At 69.5% G+C, this 22162-nt stretch carries 21 protein-coding genes; 10 read left to right on the top strand and 11 right to left on the bottom strand.

The window, feature by feature from the left end:
* Positions 1–14: 14 nt before the first annotated feature.
* The 7 genes from HNR01_RS12175 to HNR01_RS12145 form a co-directional block, all read right to left on the bottom strand.
* Positions 15–1028: a zinc-dependent alcohol dehydrogenase family protein gene (locus HNR01_RS12175; RefSeq protein ID WP_183667892.1), complete on the bottom strand. Its 1014-nt coding sequence runs from the start codon at positions 1026–1028 to the stop codon at positions 15–17.
* Between the two features lie 458 nt (positions 1029–1486).
* Positions 1487–3172, bottom strand: coding sequence for a methyl-accepting chemotaxis protein (locus tag HNR01_RS12170; RefSeq protein ID WP_183667891.1), 1686 nt, complete (start codon positions 3170–3172; stop codon positions 1487–1489).
* 397 nt (positions 3173–3569) lie between these two features.
* On the bottom strand, positions 3570–4118 hold the full coding sequence (locus HNR01_RS12165) for a L,D-transpeptidase family protein (RefSeq protein WP_183667890.1): 549 nt from the start codon (positions 4116–4118) through the stop codon (positions 3570–3572).
* Between the two features lie 7 nt (positions 4119–4125).
* Positions 4126–5421: an O-acetylhomoserine aminocarboxypropyltransferase/cysteine synthase family protein gene (locus tag HNR01_RS12160; protein WP_017486395.1), complete on the bottom strand. Its 1296-nt coding sequence runs from the start codon at positions 5419–5421 to the stop codon at positions 4126–4128.
* 144 nt (positions 5422–5565) lie between these two features.
* Complete coding sequence (locus HNR01_RS12155; protein ID WP_026105809.1) at positions 5566–5952, bottom strand: response regulator; 387 nt, start codon at positions 5950–5952, stop codon at positions 5566–5568.
* Between the two features lie 113 nt (positions 5953–6065).
* Positions 6066–7463 (bottom strand): heterodisulfide reductase-related iron-sulfur binding cluster, encoded by a 1398-nt coding sequence (locus tag HNR01_RS12150; protein ID WP_183667889.1) that lies wholly within the window; start codon positions 7461–7463, stop codon positions 6066–6068.
* Positions 7464–7605: 142 nt separating this feature from the next.
* Positions 7606–7959, bottom strand: a complete 354-nt coding sequence (locus tag HNR01_RS12145) for a DUF6460 domain-containing protein (RefSeq protein ID WP_153873448.1) — start codon at positions 7957–7959, stop codon at positions 7606–7608.
* Positions 7960–8176: 217 nt separating this feature from the next.
* Here HNR01_RS12145 and HNR01_RS12140 point away from each other — a divergent pair, with 217 nt between their 5' ends.
* The 5 genes from HNR01_RS12140 to pdeM all read left to right on the top strand — a co-directional run bounded on the left by HNR01_RS12140 (position 8177) and on the right by pdeM (position 14528).
* Entirely contained in the window at positions 8177–9127 is a 951-nt protein-coding gene (locus HNR01_RS12140; RefSeq protein ID WP_183667888.1) for an alpha/beta hydrolase, read from the top strand.
* A gap of 201 nt (positions 9128–9328) precedes the next feature.
* Positions 9329–10372, top strand: a complete 1044-nt coding sequence (locus HNR01_RS12135) for a hypothetical protein (protein WP_183667887.1) — start codon at positions 9329–9331, stop codon at positions 10370–10372.
* A 104-nt stretch (positions 10373–10476) separates the two neighbouring features.
* Entirely contained in the window at positions 10477–11094 is a 618-nt protein-coding gene (locus tag HNR01_RS12130; protein WP_183667886.1) for a hypothetical protein, read from the top strand.
* A 133-nt stretch (positions 11095–11227) separates the two neighbouring features.
* Positions 11228–13774 carry a ligase-associated DNA damage response DEXH box helicase gene (locus HNR01_RS12125; protein ID WP_198580281.1) on the top strand — a complete coding sequence of 849 codons (2547 nt, stop codon included), beginning with the start codon at positions 11228–11230 and terminating at the stop codon, positions 13772–13774.
* A gap of 40 nt (positions 13775–13814) precedes the next feature.
* Positions 13815–14528, top strand: a complete 714-nt coding sequence (pdeM, locus tag HNR01_RS12120; protein WP_183667884.1) for a ligase-associated DNA damage response endonuclease PdeM — start codon at positions 13815–13817, stop codon at positions 14526–14528.
* A gap of 7 nt (positions 14529–14535) precedes the next feature.
* Here pdeM and HNR01_RS12115 read toward each other — a convergent pair whose 3' ends face one another.
* Positions 14536–14973: a DUF3429 domain-containing protein gene (locus HNR01_RS12115; protein WP_153873452.1), complete on the bottom strand. Its 438-nt coding sequence runs from the start codon at positions 14971–14973 to the stop codon at positions 14536–14538.
* Positions 14974–15241: 268 nt separating this feature from the next.
* On the opposite strand from HNR01_RS12115, the gene HNR01_RS12110 reads away from it, so the two are divergent.
* From HNR01_RS12110 to HNR01_RS12100, 3 genes are all read left to right on the top strand, one after another.
* The gene (locus tag HNR01_RS12110) at positions 15242–16567 is read left to right on the top strand and encodes a chloride channel protein (RefSeq protein ID WP_153873453.1); all 1326 of its coding nucleotides are present in this window, start codon (positions 15242–15244) and stop codon (positions 16565–16567) included.
* Between the two features lie 125 nt (positions 16568–16692).
* Positions 16693–16872 carry a DUF1328 domain-containing protein gene (locus tag HNR01_RS12105; RefSeq protein WP_017486406.1) on the top strand — a complete coding sequence of 60 codons (180 nt, stop codon included), beginning with the start codon at positions 16693–16695 and terminating at the stop codon, positions 16870–16872.
* Between the two features lie 17 nt (positions 16873–16889).
* Positions 16890–17750 (top strand): SDR family oxidoreductase, encoded by an 861-nt coding sequence (locus HNR01_RS12100; protein ID WP_183667883.1) that lies wholly within the window; start codon positions 16890–16892, stop codon positions 17748–17750.
* A gap of 27 nt (positions 17751–17777) precedes the next feature.
* Here the strand turns inward: HNR01_RS12100 and thiL are convergent, their stop codons facing one another.
* The 3 genes from thiL to ribH are packed head-to-tail and all read right to left on the bottom strand — an operon-like array spanning position 17778 to position 19800.
* On the bottom strand, positions 17778–18755 hold the full coding sequence (gene thiL / locus HNR01_RS12095) for a thiamine-phosphate kinase (RefSeq protein ID WP_017486408.1): 978 nt from the start codon (positions 18753–18755) through the stop codon (positions 17778–17780).
* 5 nt (positions 18756–18760) lie between these two features.
* The gene (nusB, locus tag HNR01_RS12090; protein ID WP_017486409.1) at positions 18761–19294 is read right to left on the bottom strand and encodes a transcription antitermination factor NusB; all 534 of its coding nucleotides are present in this window, start codon (positions 19292–19294) and stop codon (positions 18761–18763) included.
* A complete protein-coding gene (gene ribH, locus HNR01_RS12085; protein ID WP_017486410.1) occupies positions 19291–19800 on the bottom strand; it encodes a 6,7-dimethyl-8-ribityllumazine synthase in 510 nt (169 codons plus the stop codon). Before ribH ends, nusB begins: the two co-directional genes overlap by 4 nt.
* Positions 19801–20130: 330 nt before the next feature.
* On the opposite strand from ribH, the gene HNR01_RS12080 reads away from it, so the two are divergent.
* Both HNR01_RS12080 and HNR01_RS12075 read left to right on the top strand, forming a co-directional pair.
* Positions 20131–21654 (top strand): UbiA family prenyltransferase, encoded by a 1524-nt coding sequence (locus HNR01_RS12080; protein ID WP_183667882.1) that lies wholly within the window; start codon positions 20131–20133, stop codon positions 21652–21654.
* Positions 21651–22160 carry a GtrA family protein gene (locus HNR01_RS12075; protein WP_183667881.1) on the top strand — a complete coding sequence of 170 codons (510 nt, stop codon included), beginning with the start codon at positions 21651–21653 and terminating at the stop codon, positions 22158–22160. The genes HNR01_RS12080 and HNR01_RS12075 overlap by 4 nt, the downstream gene beginning before the upstream one ends.
* Positions 22161–22162 lie beyond the last annotated feature (2 nt).

Raw genomic sequence — 22162 nt, 5'->3', positions numbered from 1 at the left:
CGGGCGCCGAACCGTCAGCCGATTCGGATGACGATCTTGCCGACATGCGAGGCCTCGGCCAAGGCCGCCAGGGCGGTGGGTGCCTCCTCGAAGCCGAAGACGCGATCGATCACCGGCTTGATGCCGTGCAGGGCAATCGAGCGGTTCATGTCCTCGAACATCTCCCGCGGACCGACGGCAACGCCGCGCACGATGCAGCTCGCGCCGAGGATCGCCAGCGGATCGATCGCCTCGCCCTGAGCGAGCAGGCCGATCAGGCCGACATGTCCGCCGGGCCGGGTCGAGGCGATGGAGCGCGGCAGGGTCCCGGTGCCGCCGACCTCGACCACGTGATCGACGCCCGTGCCGCCGGTCAGCCGGTGCACCTCCTGTTCCCAATCCGGATGGGCGCGATAGTTGATCGTCTCGTTCGCACCGAACGCGCGGGCCTTGGCGAGCTTGGCATCGCTCGACGAGGTTGCGATCACGCGCGCGCCCGCCGCGTGTGCGAGCTGAATCGCGAAGACCGAGACGCCTCCGGTTCCGAGCGTCAGCACCGTCTCGCCGGCCCTCAGGGGCTTGAGCCCGTAGAGGGCGTTCCAGGCGGTGACCGCGGCGCAGGGCAGCGTCGCACCCTCCTCGAAACTCAGATGGTCGGGCAGCACGACGAGCCCGTCCTCGTCGAACACCTGATATTCGGTGAGGACGCCGTCGATGGCGCCGCCGAGCGCCGTCTGCCAGGTGTCGGCCACCTGAGCGCCGCCGAGCCAGCTCTGCGAGAAGATGCCGGCGACCCGTTCACCCCCCTGGAAGCGGCGCACGCCCTCGCCGAGGGCCACGATCTCGCCCGCCCCGTCCGAGACCGGGATCAGCCGATCGAGGTTGATCGCGAAGGGATAGCGGCCCTGACAAATCAGCAGGTCGCGGTAGTTGAGGGAGGCCGCGCGCATCCGCACCAGAACCTGTCCGCGGCCCGGCTCGGGCGTCGGACGCTCGACGCTCTTCCAGCTGTCGAGGCCTGCGGCGGCGGACATTTCGTAGGCGCGCATGACGGTCTCCCGTGAGTCCCGGTTCTCGGATCGACGCAAGCCCATATGGGAAGAGGCCGCCCGAAGGCGACCTCTTCCTATTATCCCGAACACGACGTCGGGCTCACCCGCGTGGGGCTACTCCTTGTCGCCGCGATGGACGCCCTGGTCACGATTTTCCTTCAAGCGACCATCATCCGAGTGTTGAACCGAGCCCTTATGCGGACTTCCCGAGTTTTTCGATCCAACTTGATCAGCATTGCGGGAGTTGTTTCCCTTCGTATGCTGGTTCGGCTGAGTCATGAGGTTGTCCTTTGACTTGTCCGACGATCGATCATGACCGCTGATCCGACAACCATGGACCTAGCGATGCGCTCCCGGACTTTGCGATCACCTCATTTTTGATCGGAATGCGACACCACGTCGTCTTGAGAGGGCGTGGCAACCCGAGTTGTGCGGACCTCTCCAGCATCGGCTCGTCAGGCGGCGCGCACCGTCGCGAGGAAGCGGCTCACTTCCGCCGACAGGCACTCGGACTGGCGCGACAGCTCGGACGCCGCACCGAGCACTTGGTTGGCCGCTGCGCCCGTTTCCTCGGACGCACGGGCGACGCCGGCGATGTTGGTGGTCACCTCGCCCGTGCCGGTCGCGGCCTGAGCGACGTTGCGCACGATCTCCTGCGTCGCCGCGCCCTGCTGCTCGACCGCGGCCGCGATGCCGGACGCCACGTTGTTGATCTCGCGGATGCGGCCGGAGATGCCGTCGATGGCCGAGACGGCATGATCCGTGGCCCCCTGGATCGTGCCGATCTGCTGCGCGATCTCGCTGGTGGCGCGGGCGGTCTGGTTGGCGAGCTCCTTGACCTCGGCCGCGACCACGGCGAAGCCGCGCCCGGCCTCGCCGGCGCGGGCCGCCTCGATCGTGGCGTTGAGCGCCAGCAGATTGGTCTGGCCGGCAATCGTCGAGATCATCGACACCACGTCGCCGATCTTCGCCGCCGCACTCGACAGGTTCTGAACCAGCCCGGCGGTCTGGTTGGCCTCGCCGACCGCCATCTGGGCGAGTTCGGACGAGCTGGCCACCTGCCGGCCGATCTCGTGGACGGAGGTGCCGAGCTCCTCGGCGGCGGCCGCGACGGTCTCGACATTCGCCGCCGCCTCCTCGGCCGCGGACGCGACGGTGACGGATTGCGAGGCCGTCTCGGTGGCGGTTCCCGACATGCTCTGGGCCGTGGCCTGCAGTTGCGTCGCCGCCGAGGTCACGGTGCCGATGATCCCGCCGATGGCCGCCTCGAAGCTGTCGGCCATGGCCCGCATGGCGGCCTTCCGCTGTTCCTCGGCCGATGCGCGGGCGAGCGCCGTCTCGGCCTCCAGGGCGCGGGTGCGGATCAGGTTGTCCTTGAACACCTGGACCGCGCCCGCCATCGCGCCGATCTCGTCCCGACGCTGCCGGTAGGGCACCGGGGTCTCGACGTCGCCGGCCGCGAGCGCTCCCATCATGCCGGTCATGCCGGTGATCGGCCGGGAGATCCGCAGGAAGCTGAATACCATGGCGCCGAATGCGAGGACGACCGTCAGTGCGACCGACACGACGGCCGTGACCGAAGCATCGTCGGCCGCGCCGACGGCGGCATCGGCATCCCTGCGGGCTCCCCGCTGGTTCAGTGCGACCGCCTGCACGAGCAAGGCGCTGGAATCTGAAAAGAGCTTGAAGACACCGGGACCGGCGAGTTCTGCGAGAGCCTCCTGATGCCGCCCCTCATTGATGGACCTGATCAGGCTTTCGCTCGCCTGCTCGTAGCGGCTCCAGATCGCCGTGAACTGATCGTAGAGGGCACGCTCCTCGGACGATGAGATGAGGGATTCGTACCGGCGCCGTGCATCCCTCATCTCAGCGACGCCCCTGTCGTAGAGTTCGCGGTTGCCGGCCACCGCCTCCGGGTCGCTGGAGGCCGTGATCAACCGATACTGCCGCAGACGGATCCGGTTTGCGGCGGCATTCATCTCGTTGACCGTGACGACTGAGGGAAGCCAGTTCACCGCAACTTCGTTGACGCGCTTCCGGATCGAAGACAGTTCGCGTAGCGAAATCGCGCCTTGGATCGCCGTGATGAGGGCAACGCCGCCGAATAGGGCGACCAGAGTGGCCTTGAGCGTGAGTCGCATCGAGCGGAGAGGCGCGTAAAGTGCCGGGGCATCCGCCGCGCACGGATCGACCGGGTCTGGTGACAAAAGTGTGTTAGCGCACCCGTATTAACAAATGCATTAAATCGGGCTCGACGGCTTGATGATGCCGCCGGTGCATCGAACGGATTCAAGATCCCTTCGAGACGGTACAAGCCCGAACCGGAAACGGCATCGCGACGCCGCTCAATCGCGCGTAGGAGCGAGTGGGAAGTCTGTCAGCCGAAGCGCGGCGGCTGACGCGACCACGCTATAGGGATGAATCTCACCTCGCAGGGGATTCCTGCGCAGGGAGACGGTCGTCCGATCGCTTCATCGGTTGGCTGGCTCGGGGTGGTTGGCTCGCACCGCACGCGACCAACAGGGTCGTCCCGTGCCGCTACGGCTTGATCTCGATCGGCGTGCCGACATCGACGCGGGCGTAGATCGCACGCATCTCGGCATTGGTGACCCCGACGCAGCCCTGGGTCCAGTCCATCCATCGATGCAGGCCGCCGAGCCAGGAGAAGCCGTTCATCAGACCGTGGATCATGATGTCGCCGCCGGGCGCGTAGCCGCCGGCCCGCGCCGCCGCCTCGTCGGCGGGCGAGGGGTAGGAGACCTTGAGGGAAAGGTGGGCGACGCTGCGCGGGTTGCGGAAGGCGATGGTGTAGACGCCCTCGGGGGTGCGCCCGTCGCCTTCGCGGGCCTTGTGCCCTTCCGGCGCGAAGCCGAGGGACACGGGGTAGGTCGCGAGCACCCGGCCTTGGCGCAGCAGGGTCAGCCGGCGCGCGGCCTTCTCCACCAGCACGCGGTCGGCGCGCTCCGGCTCGGCCGCAAGCGGCGGTTCGGTGCGGCCGAGCTGGAGGTAGTCCGCGAGGACGAGGGCACCCGCGCCGAGGACGGCGAGGCCGCCGATCACCGCTGCGATGCGCCCCCGCCTTGCCATGGCGGCCTCAGCCGATCTTGGCCAGGGCCTGCTCGATATCCGCGATCAGATCCTCCGGATCCTCCAGGCCGATCGACAGGCGCACGGTCTCGGGGCCGACGCAGGCCGCGGCACGCTCCTCGGGGCGAAGCTGGCGATGGGTGGTGGTCGCCGGGTGGATCGCCAGCGACTTGATCTCGCCGATGTTCACGAGGTGCGAGATCAGCTCCAGACCGGCGATGAACTGGAGCGCGGCCGGCTCGCCGCCCTTGAGCGCGAAGGTGAAGATCGAGCCCGGTCCCTGCGGCACGTAGCGGTTGGCGAGCGCCTCGCCCTTCTGCCCCGGCAGGGCCGGGTAGCTCACCCACGCCACCGCCGGATGGTCCTTGAGGTAGGCGGCGACCGCCTTGGCGTTGGCGCAGTGGCGCTCCATCCGCAGCGGCAGGGTCTCGATGCCGGTGAGCGTGAGGAAGGCGTTCATCGGCGAGAGGCCGGGGCCGAGGTCGCGCAGGCCGAACAGGCGGCAGGCGACGGCGAAGCTGATCTCGGGGAAGCGCTCGCTGACGATCAGGCCGTCATAGTCCGGCCAGGGATCGTTGATGAGGTTGTAGCGCGAGCCCTGCGCCTTCCAGTCGAAGGTGCCGGCATCGCAGATCATGCCGCCGATCACCTGACCCGAGCCGCCGAGAAACTTCGAGGTCGAGTGGACGACGATGTCGGCGCCGTGCTCGATCGGGCGGATCAGGGCCGGCGAGGCGAGGGTGTTGTCGATCACGAGCGGCAGCCCGTGCCGCTTGGCGACCGCACTGATGCCCTCGAGGTCCATCACGGTGGCGCAAGGGTTGACGATCGACTCGCAGATGATCGCCTTGGTCTGCGGCGTGATCGCCGCCTCGAACGCCTCCGGCGTCAGGTCGGCGGCGAATTGCGGCGTGAGATCGTAGCGCCCCTCGAGCCGGCGCATCAGGCCGAGCGAGCCGCCGAACAGGCGCGGCGAGGCGACGTAGGCATCGCCGGTCTGCATCAGCGTCATCATCACGAGCAGCACCGCCGACTGCCCGGAGGAGACCGCGACCGCCGCCTTGGCGCCTTCCAGCGCGGCGATCCGGCGCTCCAGCGCGGCGACCGTCGGATTCGAGCCGCGCGAGTACGAGAAGCCGGTCCGGCGCATCGCGAAGATGTCGGCCGCCTGCTCGGTGGAGTCGAAGACGAAGCCGTTGGTGAAGTAGATCGGCTGCGCCCGCGCGCCGGTGGCGGGATCGGGCGCGGCGCCCGCATGGACCGCCTGGGTGGCGAGGCGGAGGGTCTTTGGCTCGGCGGTCATGGCGGGACCTGAACTGATCGGTCTGTCGGCGCACAGGAGCGGCGCACATCTCTGACGTGCCTTCTGCCGCGAAACGGTCCGCGGCGAAACCCGCGATCGGTCCCGGCGCGGATCGGCCATGCACGAAACGTCTGGGCGCGGCCCTCAGGCGGCGCGCTTGAGGCAGGCCTTGAGGGTCCGCACCAGCATGGTCGGCGCGTAGGGCTTCGGGATGAAGCGGGCCCCCTCCGGCATGTCGCCGGGACCGGGCGTCCCCATGCCGGAGACGATCAGCACCGGGATGTCCGGCCAGCGATGGGCGACGACGCGGGCCAGGGCGAAGCCGTCCATCGAGCCCATCGGCATATCGACGTCGGTCATCAGGACCTCGACGTCGGGACGGTCCTGAAGCACGTCGAGGGCCTTGTCGGCATGGTGCGCTTCGAGGACGTTGAACCCGGCCTCCGCCAGCGTGTCGGAGGCCTCCATCAGGAGCAGGCCGTCATCTTCGACGAGGAGGACGACGGGCAACTCTGGCGGGTTCTCTGTCATAAGGCTGCAAACGATCTCAGGCCGACACTGGTTGCGGGCCTAATTCGCACCTGCAGCGAGGTCAAGGAAGAGACGACCCGCAATTGTGCAGAGCGGGAAAATCAATCTTGACCTTACGCGTACGCTCGAGCGACCGCCGGGCGGGCCGGCAGATGCGCCAGCGCCTCCGGGCGCGGGCCGCCGGTCGCCCAGTCGAGCAGTTCGACGGTGTGCAGGATCGGGATGTCGGTGCCTTTCCCGATCTGGGTGGCGCAACCGATATTGCCGGTGGCGATCAGGTCCGGCTTCACGCGCTCGATATTGGCGACCTTGCGGTCGCGCAGGCGCGCGGCGATCTCCGGCTGGAGGATGTTGTAGGTGCCGGCCGAGCCGCAGCAGATATGCCCTTCCGGCACGTCCTTCACGGTGAAGCCCGCCTTCTTGAGGAGGTTCTTCGGCTCGGTCCGGATCGCCTGCCCGTGCTGCATCGAGCAGGCGGAATGGTAGGCGACGACGAGGTCGGTATCCTCGACCGGCGGCAGCAGGCCGATCTCGGCCATGTACTCGGTGACGTCCTTGGCGATCGCCGAGACCCGCGCCGCCTTCTCGGCATAGGCCGGGTCGTCGCGGAACATGAAGCCGTAATCCTTGATCGTCGTGCCGCAGCCCGAGGCGGTGACGACGATGGCGTCGAGGCCGGGCCCGTCCATCTCGGCGATCCAGGCGTCGATCGTGCGCTTGGCATGGCCGTGGGCGGAGTCTTCGCGGCCCATATGGTGTGTCAGCGCGCCGCAGCAGCCCTCGCCCTTGGGCAGGACCACCTCGACGCCGTGGCGGTTGAGCAGGCGGATCGCCGCCTCGTTGAAGTCCGGCCGCAGCACGCTCTGGGCGCAGCCGCGCAGCAGCGCGACCCGGCCGCGACGGGGCGCCGGCGCCTTGTCCTCGCCGGTCTGGAAAAGCGTGCTGATCTCCTGCGCCGAGGTATCGGCAGGGAAGGTGCCGGGCCGGTCGGTGCGGTTGCGGTTCGGCAGCTGCGCGGGAGCCAGGTCGAGCATCGCCGCGAGCCGGTTGCCGACCCGCGGCAGCCGGGCGACGAGGGGGCGGAACGGCGCTCCGACCTTGGCCGCGAGCAGCGCCAGCCGGAAGCGGTTCGGGTAGGGCAGGACCAGGGCCAGCAGAGCCCGCAGGGCACGGTCGGAGAACGGGCGCTTGTAGGTCTTCTCGATATGGGTGCGGGCGTGATCGACGAGGTGCATGTAATGCACCCCCGATGGGCAGGTCGTCATGCAGGAGAGGCAGGAGAGACAGCGGTCGACGTGCTTGACCACCTCGCGGCTCGCCGGCTTGCCGCCCTCCAGCATGTCCTTGATCAGATAGATGCGCCCGCGCGGTGAATCGAGCTCATCGCCGAGCAGAAGATAGGTCGGGCAAGTCGCGGTGCAGAACCCGCAATGGACACAGGTCCGCAGGATCTTCTCCGAGGCCGCCATGGCGGGGTCGGCGAGCTGCTCGGGGGCGAAATTGGTCTGCACGACGCGCCTCGATGCGGTTTCTTGCTTCTCTTCACGTCTCTTAGAACCGTTCGCGAGGGCGAGGCAATCGGAACGGTTCCAAGCTGTTGCTGTGTCGCATGTCCCGGGACGGCGCCCCCGACGACGTGACGCCAGCGACGCTTCAGCGCTCGCGCGACACCGTCAGAAGGCGGGCGATGAGCCAGATCGGCACCACCACCGCCGCACCGGCGAGGATCCAGCGGCCGAAATCGTGGAAGGTGTCGAGGCCGAGATCGATCAGCGAACGGGTGAGATCGTAGAACTGCCAGAACAGCAGGCCCGGCGTCAGGCCGAACATCGCCATCACGGCGCCGACGAGGACGGACAGGAACAGCAGTTTCACGAACACCGCCACGGGCGAGCCGCCGAGGAAGCGGTTGAGCCCGGAGCGGCGACGCGGCTCGCCGTAGCGCGGGTTGGCCGGGTAGGCGCCGGGCTCGAACGGGCCGCGCCGCGTGTCGTGATCGCCGGTCATTCGGTCAGGATCCTCGCCATCTGCTCAAGACCTCGTGGCAACCCCGCAACGGCGTTGCCTCACCGCCACACTCATGCCAAACCGCGGGTCGATCGTTCCATTCGACGCATTCGAGGTGGCAGCCAGATGGCATCCTCGAACGTTCCGCTCAAGATGGCAGACTGAATCCGGTTCTGCCGGCCCTGCCGCTTCCACCCCACGCGACCTGACCAAGGCCATGATCGACCACGCTCTGTTCGACCCGGCGAACATCGATGCCGAGACGAAGGCGCTCAACGCCGAGATCGTGGCCGCTCACGCCGCGCAGGCCGATCCGTGGTCGCTGCCGATCGAGGAGGTGCGGGCGCGGCGCCGTGCGGGAACGCAGGCCTCCCCCGCCATGCCGCGCAGCCCGCGCGCCGAGATCCTGACCATCGAGGGGCCGGGCGGCCCGCTGGCGCTGCGCGTCATCCGCCCACAGGGCAAGGCGCGCGGCGCCTACCTCCACATCCATCGCGGCGGCTGGGTCTGGGGCGCCGCCGACGAGCAGGACCCCTGGCTCGAACGCATCGCCGACACCTGCGGCTTCGTCTGCCTCTCGGTGGAGTACCGGCTGGCGCCGGAGCACCCCTATCCGGCGGCTCTCGAGGATTGCGAGGCCGCGGCCCTCTGGCTCGCCGGCCCCGGCAAGGCGGAGCTCGGCATCCACGCGCTGACCATCGGCGGCGAATCCGTCGGCGCGCATCTCGCGGTGATGACGCTCCTGCGTCTGCGCGATCGGCACGGCCTGCCCCGCGCTTTCCGGGGCGCCAACCTCAATGCCGGCTTCTACGATCTCGGCCTGACCCCGAGCGTGCGGCTGTGGGGCGACGAGCGCCTCGTCATCAACACCACCGACCTCAAGCGCTTCGCCGACGGCTACGTGCGCGAGGGCATCGACCGGCGCCGCCCCGACGTTTCGCCGCTCTACGCCGACCTGAAGGGCCTGCCGCCGGCCCTGTTCACGGTCGGCACCGCCGACCCGCTCTTGGACGATACGCTCTACATGTCGGCCCGCTGGGCGGCGGCCAACAACGGCGGCCACACCGCGGTCTATGCCGGCGGCTGCCACATCTTCGTGCGCTATCCCGGGTCGCTGACCGAGCGGGCCCTGGAGCTGATCGACCGGTTCCTGATGGCGCTGGCCTGACGCCGCCCCTCCCGCCGGCCGGTTCCGGCGGGAGAACCGGCGCGCCGCGACGCGCATCTCTGATCTTGAGGCGTGTCGCGCCTCACCAGTCATGCCGCCCTTCGAACTCCATACCCGGCCGCCCCATCGCACCTTGAAGTCAATGCGAAGGGCGATTGACCTTCTGAATTCTGTTAGGATACAACTTTACCGACCATCGGGGTGAAAGCGATGTTCGGATCTGAAGTGCTCGAAGTCGGCATCGGCATGGCGCTTCTGTTTCTCTTCATGAGCCTCATCGCGACGGCGCTGCGAGAGCTGATCGAAAATTTCGCCAAGAGCCGGTCCCACGATCTCGAGCGCGGCATATCCGAGCTTTTGCAGGAAAGAAAATTCACAGGCTCGCTGGAAAGCTTCTATAACCATCCCCTGATCGCATCGCTCTACGATGGAGATTACAGGACAGGGTCGCGGAAGCTGCCGTCCTATATTCCACGGCAGAGCTTCTCCCTTGCCGTTCTCGACCTCGCGGCGAAGGCGACCAAGACTCAATCGCCTCTCTCGCTCGAGACGCTGAAGAAAAGTCTTTCCGAGGATTCCGCACCGAATCCGGTGCAGCAGGTCGTCCTGACCGCACTGTCCCACGGGGCGAACGACCTCGATAAGATCAGGAAGACGATCGAGGAATGGTATGACGGGACGATGGATCGGGTGTCCGGCTGGTACACCCGGCGCACGGCCCGCATCCTCGGCGTCCTGGGCCTCGCCACCGCCGTTTTTTTCAACGTCGATGCGATCACCGTCGCCCAGAGCCTGATCCGCGACAAATCCCTGCGCGAGGCCGTCGTGGCCCAGGCGGAGAAGACCGGACAGTTCGGACAGAACAACAGCGACAGCCGGCAGGACACATCTGCGACCTTCACCGACCTCAAGTCCCGTCTTTCCGAGATCGGCTTTCCCATCGGCTGGGTTCTGCAAGAAGGTGGTCTGTATCCAGGCCCGCAGAGTTGCGTCGCGGCCGGAATCGATGCGTCCGGTCAGCAGGCCAAGCCCCGATGCGCGATCGGCTGGTCTTTGATCACCACGATCTGCGGCTGGCTCATCACGGCCCTCGCCATCATGCTCGGGGCGCCGTTCTGGTTCGACGTCATGAACCGGTTCATGGTCGTCCGCTCGACCGTGAAGCCCAAGGAGAAAAGCCCGGACGAAGCGTCGGTCGATCGTCAGTACGGCGAGCGGAATTCCGGCGCTGCCGGCCGAGCGTGAACGGAATGGCCAGGCGCGGTCGTGAAGCGATCGCCTGAGCGGTCGGCCACACGATCGAAGGCAAGAACCAGGGAAGCGCATCATCAAGTCGGGGAAGGCGCGGCATGTCGATCAATCGAAAGTTCTTCTTCGAAGAAGTGAAGCTGCGCCTCTTCGACGGCTCGATGAGACCGTCACAAGTCTCATCACTCAACGGAATTCTCGATGCCTGGGAATCCCGCACCGCCGGATCGGACGACCGCTGGCTGGCCTATATGCTTGGAACGACGCATCACGAGACGGGGCGCACGATGCAACCCGTGCGGGAAACCTTTGCCTCGACGGATGATCGGGCTATCACGATCCTGACCAAGGCCTGGAAGGCCGGCAAACTGCCGTGGGTCAAGAAGGATTACTGGTCGCGCGATGCGGACGGAAAATCCTGGCTCGGCCGCGGCTTCGTTCAACTGACCCACAAGGCCAACTACCAGAAGATGGCGGCGCTGACGGGCGAGGATCTGGTCGGTCATCCCGAACGCGCGATGGATGTCGGCGTCGCGACCAAGGTGCTCATCGAGGGCATGATCGCCGGCTCCTTCACCGGGAAGAAGCTGGGCGACTATTTCAGCCCGACCAAGGAAGACTGGATCAACGCCCGCAGGATCATCAACCACGTCGAGCGAGCCGAGCTGGTCGCCAGCTATGCTCGCAAGTACTACGCGGCGATCAGCTACACGCTGTAATCGTCGGATCGGGGTACGTTCGAGAAGGATCGATCGGCGACGGCCGTGCGGGGGCGACGGAACGACCGCTTCCGTCCGCTGCCGAAATCGGGCCATAAGCGGCAGCGATGAACGACCGCGGCACTCTGCCGACGTGCCCCGCCGGAACGCCGTGACCGCCTCGCCCCTTCCTTCGCGCTTCTCCGCGTGGTTCGCCGCCCGCGGCTGGTCGCCCCGCCCGCATCAGCTCGAACTGCTCGCGACCGTCAGGGCCGGGCGCTCGGCGCTGCTCGTCGCACCGACCGGCGCGGGCAAGACGCTGGCCGGCTTCCTGCCGAGCCTGGTCGAGCTGAGCGAGCGCACCGATGGCGGGCGGGGCAAGGCGCGGGGCCTTCACACCCTCTACATCTCGCCGCTCAAGGCGCTCGCCGTCGACATCGCCCGCAACCTCGACGCGCCGATCGCCGGCATGAATCTCGCCGTCACGGTCGAGACCCGGACCGGCGACACCCCGGCGCACAAGCGCGCCCGACAGATTCAACGCCCACCCGACATCCTGCTCACGACCCCCGAGCAGCTCTCGCTGTTGCTCGCCCACCGCGAGGCGGAAGGCTTCTTTGCCGGGCTGCGCACCGTCGTCCTCGACGAATTGCACGCCCTCGTCACCTCGAAGCGCGGCGATCTTCTCTCCCTCGCGCTCGCCCGGGTGCGGCGGCTGGCACCGGAGGCCCGCACCATCGGCCTCTCGGCCACGGTGCGCCAGCCGGACGAGCTGAGGAAGTATCTGGTCTCGCAAAACCCGTCCGCCTCCGCCAAGAGCGGAGGAATTTCGGCACCGCCCATGGCCGACCTCGTCGTGGTGAAGGGCGGCGCCAAGCCCGACCTGCACATGCTGGATATCGGCCGCACGCTGCCGCTCTCCGGCCACACCGCCCGGCACGCCATGCCGGCGATCTACGACCTGATCCGCGGGCACCGCATGGTGCTCGTCTTCGTCAATACGCGCCTTCAGGCGGAATACACCTTCCAGGAGCTCTGGCGGCTCAACGACGACACTCTGCCGATCGCCCTGCATCACGGCTCGCTCGACGCCTCGCAGCGCCGTCGGGTCGAGGCGGCGATGGCGGCGGGACAGCTCCGCGCCATCGTCTGCACCGCCACGCTCGATCTCGGCATCGATTGGGGCGACGTCGATCTCGTGATCAATGTCGGCGCGCCGAAGGGCGCGAGCCGGATCATGCAGCGGATCGGCCGGGCCAACCACCGCATGGACGAGCCCTCGAAAGCCTATCTCGTGCCCGGAAATTGCTTCGAGATGCTGGAATGCCGCGCCGCCCTCGACGCGGTGGAGGAGGCAGCCCAGGACACCCCCGACGCCCGCCTCGGCGCCCCCGACGTGCTCGCCCAGCACGTGCTCGGCATGGCCTGCGCCGACGCGTTCGACCCCCTCGGACTCTACGAGGAGATCATCTCGGCCGCGCCCTATGCGAGCCTGTCCTGGGAGGATTTTGAGGCGGTGGTCGATTACGTCGCCACCGGCGGCTACGCCCTGCGCGCCTACGAGCGCTTCGCCAAGATTCTTCGCGGGGCCGACGGGCGATGGAGGGTGCGCGACGCGCGGGTGGCGCAGCAATACCGCATGAACATCGGCACCATCATCGAGGCGACCCACATCAAGGTGCGGCTGACCCGGATGCTGCGCTCGAAACCGGGGACGGCGATCCCGCGCGGCGGGCGGGTGCTCGGCGAGGTCGAGGAAGACTTCGCCGAGACGCTCACCGTCGGCGACACCTTCCTCTTCGCGGGCGAAGTGCTGCGCTTCGAGGGCCTGTCGGAGGACGAATGCCTCGTCACCCGCGCCGGTCCCGGCACCGACCCGGCGATCCCCTCCTATGCCGGCGCGAAGTTCCCGCTCTCGACCTTCCTCGCCGCCCGGGTGCGGGCGATCATCGCCGACCCGTTCGAGTGGGACCGGCTGCCGCGCCAGCTCTCGGATTACCTCGCCCAGCAGCGCCGGCACTCGGCCCTGCCGGGGGAGCGCGACCTCCTGGTCGAGACCTTCGCACGCGCGGGGCGCCATTATCTCACGGCGTTCCCGTTCGAGGGGCGGCTCGCCCACCAGACGCTCGGGATGCTGCTGACCCGCCGCCTGGAGCGCGCCCGGCTGCGCCCGCTCGGATTTGCCGCCAACGATTACGGTATCGCCATCTGGTGCACGAAGGACGTGAGCGAGCGCGCCGCGCTCTCGCCCGGCTTCATGGAGGCCCTGTTCGACGAGGACATGCTCGGCGACGACCTCGAGGCGTGGCTCGACGAATCCGCGATGATGAAGCGCACCTTCCGGCAATGCGCGGTGATCGCCGGGCTGATCGAGCGCCGCTTTCCGGGCCAGAAGAAGACCGGGCGGCAGGTGACGATCTCGACCGACCTGATCTACGACGTGCTGCGCCGCCACCAGCCCGACCACCTGCTCCTGCGCGCCGCGCGGCAGGATGCGGCAACCGGACTCCTCGACGTGACCCGCCTCGGCATGATGCTGAGGCGCATCCGGGGGCGAATCACCCACAGGGCGCTGGATCGCGTCTCGCCGCTCTCCGTGTCCGTCATGCTCGAGATCGGGCGGGAGCGGGTCTACGGGGAGGGGGCCGACGAGATCCTGGCCGAGGCCGAAGCCGAGCTGCTGCAGGAGGCGCTCGGCTGACGCGGCGTGCCGCCTCCTCCGCATCGTTGAGGATGAAACCTTGGCACTCGGCCAGAGACTCGAGAAGACCGTGAAGGGCACCGACCTTGAGCTTGCCGGAGAGGCCCTCAGCCTCGACCGCACCGGCGTCCTGTGGCTGCCCGAACACCGCACCCTGGTGGTATCGGACCTGCACCTGGAAAAGGGCTCCTCCTTCGCCGCCCGATCGGGCCAGTTCCTGCCGCCCTACGACACCCGCGAGACCCTGGCTTGCCTGCACGAGGTGATGCAGCGGCTCGACCCGGCCTGCGTGGTCGCCCTCGGCGATTCCTTCCACGATGCCCGCGGGCCCGAGCGGATGGAGCCGGGCGATCGGGCGATGATCGCCGCGCTTCAGGAGGGCCGCGACTGGGTCTGGATCGCCGGCAACCACGACGCGGCGGTGAGCGACGGTGTCGGCGGGCGCTACTGCGAGACGGTGTCACTCGGCGGCCTGACCCTGCGCCACGAGCCGCTGGCGGGGGTAGGGGAGGGCGAAATCGCCGGCCACCTCCACCCCTGCGGCAAGGTGACGATGCGCGGCCGCTCCGTGCGCCGCCGCTGCTTCGTCGCCGACGGGCACCGCCTCGTGATGCCGGCCTTCGGCGCCTATACCGGCGGCCTCAACGTGCGCGACGCCGCCTTCGAGCCGCTCTTCCCCAAGGGGTTCACGGCCTACCTGCTCGGCGACGGGCGCGTCTTCGCCATCGGCCGGACCATGCTCGGGCGGGATTGAAGCCGGCTCACGCCGCCACGAGCAGCGCCGCACCGGCGACCACCGACAGCGCCAGCCGCAGCCGGCCCATCCAGTCCGGGACCATGCCGCGGCGGGCGAGATCCTGATCGACCAGCCCCCACAGAAGCACCAGGGCGCCGAGGATGCGCAGGTCCCACGGGGCCGGGGCGGCGAGCGCTGCCCAAGCCAGCAGCGAGGGCACGATGGCGAGACCGTAATCGCGCCAGCCGGCGCCCCGCGCCGCCGCCACGCCCCAGCGGATCCCGCCGAGGAACGAGGCGATCACCGCCCCGTAGGCGGAAAGGATGACGCGCGGCGACAGGCCGATCGTGCCGAGTCCGACATCCGTGCCGCTCACCGACAGGGCGGCGAAGCCCACGAATGGAATCAGCCCCGCGATGCCGAGAAGGACCGCGCTCGCGGGAACCGTGTTCAGCCGCCCCATGCCGTCTCCTCGGCTGCTTGCTCTGGCTCCGATCCGCGCCGGATCGAGGCTGGCTCGTCGAGACACCCGCGGCCGGCGACCCGTGATCGGGCGGCCTTAATCCGGGCTTCAACGAGAAATTCCAAACGCGCAGATCCGGTCCCATCCCGCAACCGGGACCATTTGTTGCAGCGCGTGGTCCGCTTCTCGCGCCGCGGACGGCAATGGGTGCTGGAAAGCGTCGGCGCGGGCATGGCCCCGCCGTGCCCGAACCGCGTACTGTGCCGCGATGCCGCTGCACCCGACCGACCTGAGCATAGCCCTGCGCCGGCTGCGCGGCTCCTCCGGGGATGCCTGGACGATCTGGCGCAGGCGGATCCTGTTCCTGGCCGGCGGTGTCTGTGTCGGCCTGGCGGCGGTGCTGATGGCGAAGGCGGCCGACGCGGCGCAGGCGGCGTTCCGCCAGACCCTCCACCTCTCGCCGGCCCTGGCGCTGCTCCTCTGCCCGGCCGGCTTCGCCCTGGCGGCGTGGCTGGCCCGGACGGTGTTTCCGAACTCGCAGGGCTCCGGCATCCCGCAGGTGATCGCCGCCCGAGCCCTCGACGATCCGCAGGCCCGCCATGCCCTGATCTCGCTCAGGGTCGCGGCGGGCAAGATCGTCGTGATGTGTCTCGGCCTCCTGTGCGGCGCCTCCATCGGCCGCGAGGGCCCGACGGTGCAGGTCGGCGCGGCGATCATGGCGACCCTCGGCCGGTTGAGCCCGGAGCGGATGCGCGGCCTGCTCCTCGCGGGTGGCGCGGCCGGTGTCGCGGCCGCCTTCAACACGCCGCTCGCCGGCATCGTGTTTGGCATCGAGGAGCTCGGCCGGGCCTATGACCGGCGCGGCAGCGCCCTCATCGTCGCCGCCATCGTTGCCGCGGGACTGACCTCGCTGGCGATCCTCGGCGACTACACGTATTTCGGCACCTCCGACGCGCAGCTCTCCCTGACCGCCGGATGGCTCGCGGTGCCCGTGCTCGGCGTGGCCGGCGGGCTCGCCGGCGGCCTGTTCAGCCGCCTCGTGATCGGGTTCGGCCGCGGCCTTCCGGGCCGGGCCGGCGCCTGGATCGGGCGCCGTCCCATTCTGTTCGCGACGCTCTGCGGCCTCGGCGTCGCCCTGTGCGGACTGGCCTCCGGCGGAGCCGTCTACGGCACCGGCTATGAGGAGGCCCGCGGGATCCTCCACGGCGAGAGCGATCCGCGCTGGGCGTTCGCGCCGCTGAAGTTCCTGGCGACCGTGCTGTCCTCGATCAGCGGCATCCCCGGCGGCCTGTTCGCCCCCTCGCTCGCCGTCGGCGCCGGACTCGGCGCCCACGCGAGCCTCGTCCTAACGGACGTCCCCGTGGGCGCGCTCGTGCTGATCGGCATGACCGCCTACCTGACCGGCGTGCTGCAGGCGCCGATCACCTCCTTCGTCATCGTGACGGAAATGACCCAGAACCACGCGATGATGATCCCGCTGATGCTCGCCGCGCTGATCGCCGACGCGATGTCGAAGGCGGTCTGCCGCGGCGGGCTCTACCACACGCTGGCAGAGCTGCTGGTGCAGCGCGCGGCCGGAGGACGAAGCGCCTAGAGCATCGTCGATGTCCGAGAGCCGGCGGCCACCCTCCGGGACGATGCACGAAACAGCGGGCCGCGGCGGAACGCCGCCGGGTCGTTGGAAGTTACTGCTCCGCTTTCGTATCGGAGTGGACTGCCATGACGCTTCTCAAGTGGGCCGCCATCGCCTTCGTCATCTCGCTCGTCGCGGGCGCCCTCGGCTTCACCGGCATCGCCTCCGGCGCGAGTTCGATCGCCCGCATCCTGTTCGGCCTGTTCCTTGTCCTCGCCATCGTCATCGTGGTGATCGCACTCGCCATCGGCCAGGCGGTATTCTGACCCCTCGGCGCGGATCCGTGCGCCTCGACGGTCGAACCGCCCTCGTCACCGGCGCCTCCTCCGGGATCGGCGCCGAGACGGCCCTCGGGCTCGCCCGTCTCGGGGCAAGGGTCGGCCTCGTCGGGCGCAACCGCGAGCGCACCGAACGCGCCGCCGCGCATCTGCGCCGGGAAACCGGCGGCGCGGCGGACGTCTTCCTCGCCGACCTGTCGAGCCAGTCCGAGATCCGCCGCCTCGCGGGCGAGGTGAGGGCGGCCTATCCCGCCCTCGACATCCTCGTGAACAATGCCGGCGCGATCTTCTCCGAGCGGCACGTCACCGCCGACGGGATCGAGCGGACCTGGGCCCTCGATCATCTCGCCTACGTGCTGCTGACCCACGAGCTGCGCGCTCCGCTCGAAGCCGCGCCGCGCGCCCGCATCGTCAATCTCGCCTCCGCCGCCCATACCCGCGGGCGGATCGACTTCGACGATCTCGGCGGGGAGCATCGCTATTCCGCGATGAAGGTCTATGCCCAGGCCAAGCTCGGCAACGTGCTGTTCACCTACGCGCTGGCCCGCCGGCTGGCCGGCAGCCCCGTCACCGTCAACGCGGTGCATCCGGGCGTGGTGGCAAGCGATTTCGCCAAGAACACCCACGGCGTTCTCGGCTTCGCCTGGGGCCTGATCCGTCCGTTCCTGATCTCGACCGAGGCGGGTGCCAGGACCTCGCTCCACGTCGCCACCGCGCCCGAACTCGACGGCGTGAACGGGCGCTACTTCGCCAAGAGCCGCGAGACGGCCTCGTCCGCCCGCAGCCTGGACGAGGCGCTGCAGGAGCGGGTGTGGGCGCTCAGCCGGCGGCAGGTCGGGATCGAGGCGTCGAGCTCCGCAGCGTGACGGCGCAAGCCCGTCCGGTTCGCCGTCTCAGAAATGACTGAACGAGGTGCGGGCGAAATCCATGGCCCGGCCCGCCGTGTCGAGGAAGAGCGGCGCTCCATCACCCGCCTCGACGGTGCCGATGGCCGCAGCCGGAACGCCCGCCATCCGCGCCTCGGCCAGAAAGGCGGACAGGTCGTCCGGCGACACGGCGCAGAGGATTTCGTAGTCGTCGCCGCCGGTGAGCGCGGTGGCGAGCCGGCTCGGATCACCGGCGATGGCCGCCTCGGCGGCGGGCGAGAGCGGCACCGACGGCACATCGATCCGCGCGGTCAGCCCCGTTCCGGCGAGCATCTTTCGCAGGTCGCCCGCGAGCCCGTCGGATACGTCCATCGCCGCGCGGGCATGGCGGCGCAGCGCCGGGACGAGGGCGAGACGCGGGCGCGGGTGAAGGTAGCGGTCGAGCAGGGCGTCGCGGTGGGACACGTCCAGCGCGGGATCGGGCGCGAGCCGCAGGGCGAGACCGAGCGCCGCATCGCCGATGGAGCCGCTGACGCAGAGCCGGTCGCCGGCCCGCGCCGCCTGCCGCCGCAGCATCGCGCCCGCCGGCACCTCGCCGAAGGCGGTGACGCCGATCAGTGCCGGGCCGCCTGAGCGCACGGTGTCGCCGCCCAGCAATGGGCAGCCATGGGCGCGGCTCGCCGTCCCGAGTCCCTCGGCGAAGGCTGCGAGCCACGCTTCGGTCCAGTCGTCCGGCAGCGCAAGGGTCAGCAGGAAGCCGCGCGGGCTGGCCCCCTTGGCAGCCAAGTCCGACAGGTTCACGCCGAGGGCCTTCACGGCGATCGAGCCGGGCGGGTCTTCGGGGAAGTAGTGGACGCCGGCCACCACGGCGTCGGTCGTCACCACGAGGTCGTGTCCGGGTGTCGGCGTCAGGCTCGCGGCGTCGTCGCGAAGGCCCTCGGCGCCGGGGCCGCTGAGCGGCGCGAAGTAGCGCGCGATCAGCGCTTCCTCGCCCGCGCGCGCCATTCTGGTCAGCCCTTCTTCGCCGTCGTCGGGCCGGGGGCGGCGGGGATGCCGAACTCGGTGGAGCGCACCTCGCGGCCGACCCGGTCCAGCACGGCGTTGACCATGCCCGGCTCGTCGCCGCCGTAGAAGCTGTGGGCGACATCGACATATTGCGAGATCGCGGCCCGGGCCGGCACGTCGCGGCGGAACATCAGCTCGTAGGCGCCGGCCCGCAGGATGGCGCGCAGCACGACTTCCAGCCGGCGCAGCGGCCAGCCCTTGGAGAGCGCCGCGTCGAGCTTCGGGTCGATCGCGCGCTGCTCCTCCACGGCGCCGCGCAGAACGTCGCGGAAGAACGCGGTCTCGGCCGGCGGATGCGCGACGCCGTCGATCTCCTGGCCGATCCAGAAGGCCTCGAACTCGGCGAGCGCGTCGATCACGCCCTTATCCGAGATCTCCATCTCGTAGAGCGCCTGGACGACGGCGAGGCGGGCGCCGGTGCGGGTGTTCGGTTTCGACGAGCTCGGCGTCTGGGCCGGCGGCGCGGCGGGGTCGGTCATCGGGCGGGTTCCAGATTGGCGGCGCGCTTGATGGCGAGGAGGCTCAGCGCCGCCTCGGCCGCGCCGCCGCCCTTGTTCATGTCGGAGACCCGGGCGCGGGCGAGCGCCTGCTCCATGGTCTCCACGGTGAGGATGCCGTTGCCGAGCGGCAGGTGCTCGGACACGGAGAGGTCCATCAGGGCGCGGGCGCTCTCGCCCGCGACGATGTCGTAATGCCCCGTCTCGCCGCGGATGACGCAGCCAAGGGCCACCGCCGCGTCGTAGGGGCCGCCGGCCTTGCGGGCCGCCTCCATCAGGATCGCGATGGCGGCCGGGATTTCGAGGGCGCCCGGGACCGTGAAGACCCGCGCTTCGGCACCCACCGCCTCGATGGCCGCCCGGGCACCCGCCAGCAGCTCGTCGGCGACGTCGTCGTAGTAGCGGGCCTCGACCACCAGCACGCGGGTGCCAGCGAGGCTCTCGAGGATGCTTGTGGGCGCGTCCGCGTCCCGGCGTTGGGAGACCATGCGTGTGACGTTCCGGGGCGAGTTCGCGAAAGTTTCGGGCGGGCCGGAGGGTTAGCCCAAGTGCCGCGCGCTCCACAAGCGCTACGGGATGCAGGCCGCGCGCGCCCGAAGCGCAGCACCGGCGGGCCGCGCCCCGCCACGATTTGGAAAATCCTCGCTCTTCAGTCGAACGGAAGCCGTTTCACTAATCAAATCGAGGGGAAATGCCGCCGTCACAACCTGCAATGAGCGCGGTTAACCGGTCCGAAGTCGATACCGGCGATAGATTCCCGTACGCGCATTGGCGGGCCCCGAATAGCGGTCCCGCACGGGGGACGGGGGTGATCCAGCATGGCGACCCAGCGGCTGCAAAGGTCCGGGATGGCGCCGAGCCCGATCCCGGCCGCCGCGACCCTGCGGGCGGCGGCGCTGGTGATCGATCTCGACGGCACGCTGCTGCGCACGGATCTGCTTCTGGAAGGCGTCATCGCGCTGCTGCGGCGCAATCCGCTGATGCTGCTGGCGATGCTGCTGTGGCTGCCGCGGGGGCGCGCCTTCTTCAAGCGCCGCATCGCCGAAGGCGCCGGGCTCGACGTCGCGACCCTGCCGGCCAACGAGGCGCTGCTCGCCCATATCGAGGCGCGGAAGGCCGCAGGTCAGGAGATCGTGCTCGCCACCGCCGCCGACGAACTGATGGCGCTGCGGGCACTCAGGCGCTTTCCCGTCTTCGACCGGGCGGTGGCGAGCGACGGAGTGCGGAACCTGAAGGGCGCGGCCAAGGCGGCCCAGCTGCAGGCGCTGTATCCCCAGGGGTTCGACTATGCCGGCGACGCCGCCGCCGACCTGCCCGTCTGGGCCGCGGCGCGCCGGGTGATCGTGGTAGGAGCATCCCCCGCCGTGCTCCGGGCGGCCCGGCGGCTCGGCAAGCCGGTCGAGGAATTCCCTGCCGCCTCGCGCCCGCGCGCTCTGTTCAAGGCTCTGCGTCCGCACCAATGGGCCAAGAACGCCCTGGTCTTCCTGCCGCTCGTGCTCGGCGGGCGCGCCGGCGAGGCGCAGGCCTGGGGCAGCGCCTTCATGGCCTTCCTCGCACTCGGGCTCGTCGCCTCGGCGAGCTACCTGTTGAACGACCTGCTCGATCTCTCTCACGATCGGGCCCACTGGTCGAAGCGCGAGCGTCCCCTGGCGAGCGGCCGGCTTTCCATCGCCACCGGCCTGGTGGCGCTCGTCGTCGGCTTCATCGGCGGGCTCGCGGTCGCGGCCTGTGCAGGGACGGCGGTGCTCACCGGCGTGCTCGCCTATCTCACCCTGACGCTGACCTATTCCGCGTGGCTCAAGCGGGTGCCGATGCTCGACGCGTTGACGCTCGGGAGCCTGTTCACCCTGCGCATCGCCGTCGGCGTCGCGGCGGTCGCGGTGGCGTGGTCGCCCTGGCTCCTCACCTTCTCGATGTTCCTGTTCACCTCGCTGTCCTTCGCCAAGCGCCATACGGAGTTGCGCGGCGCCGCGCGGCGCGGCCAGGCCGGCACCATCGCCGGGCGGGGCTACCAACCGGCCGACGAGGCGGTGGTGCTCGCCTTCGGCGTCGCCGCCGGCCTCTCCAGCGTCGTCATCTTCATTCTCTATCTCGCCAACGAGGCGTTCCACCACGCTGCCCTCGCCGAACCGCTGGCCCTGTGGAGCTTTCCGCTGATCCTCGTCCTGTTCATGGGCCGGGTCTGGCTGCTGGCGGGACGGGACGCGCTCCACGACGATCCCGTCGCCTTCGCGATCAAGGACCGTGCGAGCCTCGCGCTCGCCGGCGTGGCCGGGCTGGCCTTCGCCGCGGCCGCCTTCGGCCTGCCGCCCGGTCTCGTCCCGCAGGGATTCGGGCCGTGATCGGCAACGAAGTCGTCCGCTTCCTCATCGCCGGCGGCTCGGCGACGGCGATCAACTGGCTGACGCGGATCCCGCTCTCGCTCGTCCTGCCCTTCGAGGCGGCATTGCTGACCGCCTACGGCCTCGGCATGGCCGCCTCGTTCTGGCTCTATCGGGCCTTCGTGTTCCGTGTGGCATCGCGGGGATCGCTACGCGGGCAGGTCGGCCTGTTCCTCGCGGTCAACGCCGTCGGCGCGGGGGTGGTGCTCGCGGTCAGCACGGCCATGCTCGACGGCCTGACCATCCTTCTGCCGGAGCTGAGACTGCCGGTCGCCCAGGCGCTCGCCCACGGCCTCGGCATCGCGGTGGGCGCCGTGGCGAACTATCTCGGCCACCGGCTCCTCACCTTCGCCTCGGGTTCGCGGCCCGCGCCCGGGAGCCTTCCGTCAGAGCCGATGCTCGCGGTCGCGTCTCCGACTGCCGGGGGCGCTCCAGAACAGCAAGGCGTGCGCCGCGCCCTTCGATAGGG

Source organism: Methylorubrum rhodesianum, assembly GCF_014199985.1.
GTDB lineage: Bacteria > Pseudomonadota > Alphaproteobacteria > Rhizobiales > Beijerinckiaceae > Methylobacterium > Methylobacterium rhodesianum.
Note: the sequence above shows the minus strand (reverse complement) of the source record. Positions and strands in the feature narration are given on the sequence as shown.

Coding starts and splice junctions, on each gene's coding strand:
- thiL (WP_017486408.1), bottom strand. CDS start 18,755: ATGGCGCGCGCGGGCGAGGAAGCGCTGATCGCGCGCTACTTCGCGCCG.
- HNR01_RS12130 (WP_183667886.1), top strand. CDS start 10,477: ATGTCGATCAATCGAAAGTTCTTCTTCGAAGAAGTGAAGCTGCGCCTC.
- HNR01_RS12140 (WP_183667888.1), top strand. CDS start 8,177: ATGATCGACCACGCTCTGTTCGACCCGGCGAACATCGATGCCGAGACG.
- ribH (WP_017486410.1), bottom strand. CDS start 19,800: ATGGTCTCCCAACGCCGGGACGCGGACGCGCCCACAAGCATCCTCGAG.
- HNR01_RS12145 (WP_153873448.1), bottom strand. CDS start 7,959: ATGACCGGCGATCACGACACGCGGCGCGGCCCGTTCGAGCCCGGCGCC.
- HNR01_RS12165 (WP_183667890.1), bottom strand. CDS start 4,118: ATGGCAAGGCGGGGGCGCATCGCAGCGGTGATCGGCGGCCTCGCCGTC.
- HNR01_RS12080 (WP_183667882.1), top strand. CDS start 20,131: ATGGCGACCCAGCGGCTGCAAAGGTCCGGGATGGCGCCGAGCCCGATC.
- nusB (WP_017486409.1), bottom strand. CDS start 19,294: ATGACCGACCCCGCCGCGCCGCCGGCCCAGACGCCGAGCTCGTCGAAA.
- HNR01_RS12115 (WP_153873452.1), bottom strand. CDS start 14,973: ATGGGGCGGCTGAACACGGTTCCCGCGAGCGCGGTCCTTCTCGGCATC.
- HNR01_RS12105 (WP_017486406.1), top strand. CDS start 16,693: ATGACGCTTCTCAAGTGGGCCGCCATCGCCTTCGTCATCTCGCTCGTC.
- HNR01_RS12175 (WP_183667892.1), bottom strand. CDS start 1,028: ATGCGCGCCTACGAAATGTCCGCCGCCGCAGGCCTCGACAGCTGGAAG.
- HNR01_RS12160 (WP_017486395.1), bottom strand. CDS start 5,421: ATGACCGCCGAGCCAAAGACCCTCCGCCTCGCCACCCAGGCGGTCCAT.
- HNR01_RS12170 (WP_183667891.1), bottom strand. CDS start 3,172: ATGCGACTCACGCTCAAGGCCACTCTGGTCGCCCTATTCGGCGGCGTT.
- HNR01_RS12110 (WP_153873453.1), top strand. CDS start 15,242: ATGCCGCTGCACCCGACCGACCTGAGCATAGCCCTGCGCCGGCTGCGC.
- HNR01_RS12155 (WP_026105809.1), bottom strand. CDS start 5,952: ATGACAGAGAACCCGCCAGAGTTGCCCGTCGTCCTCCTCGTCGAAGAT.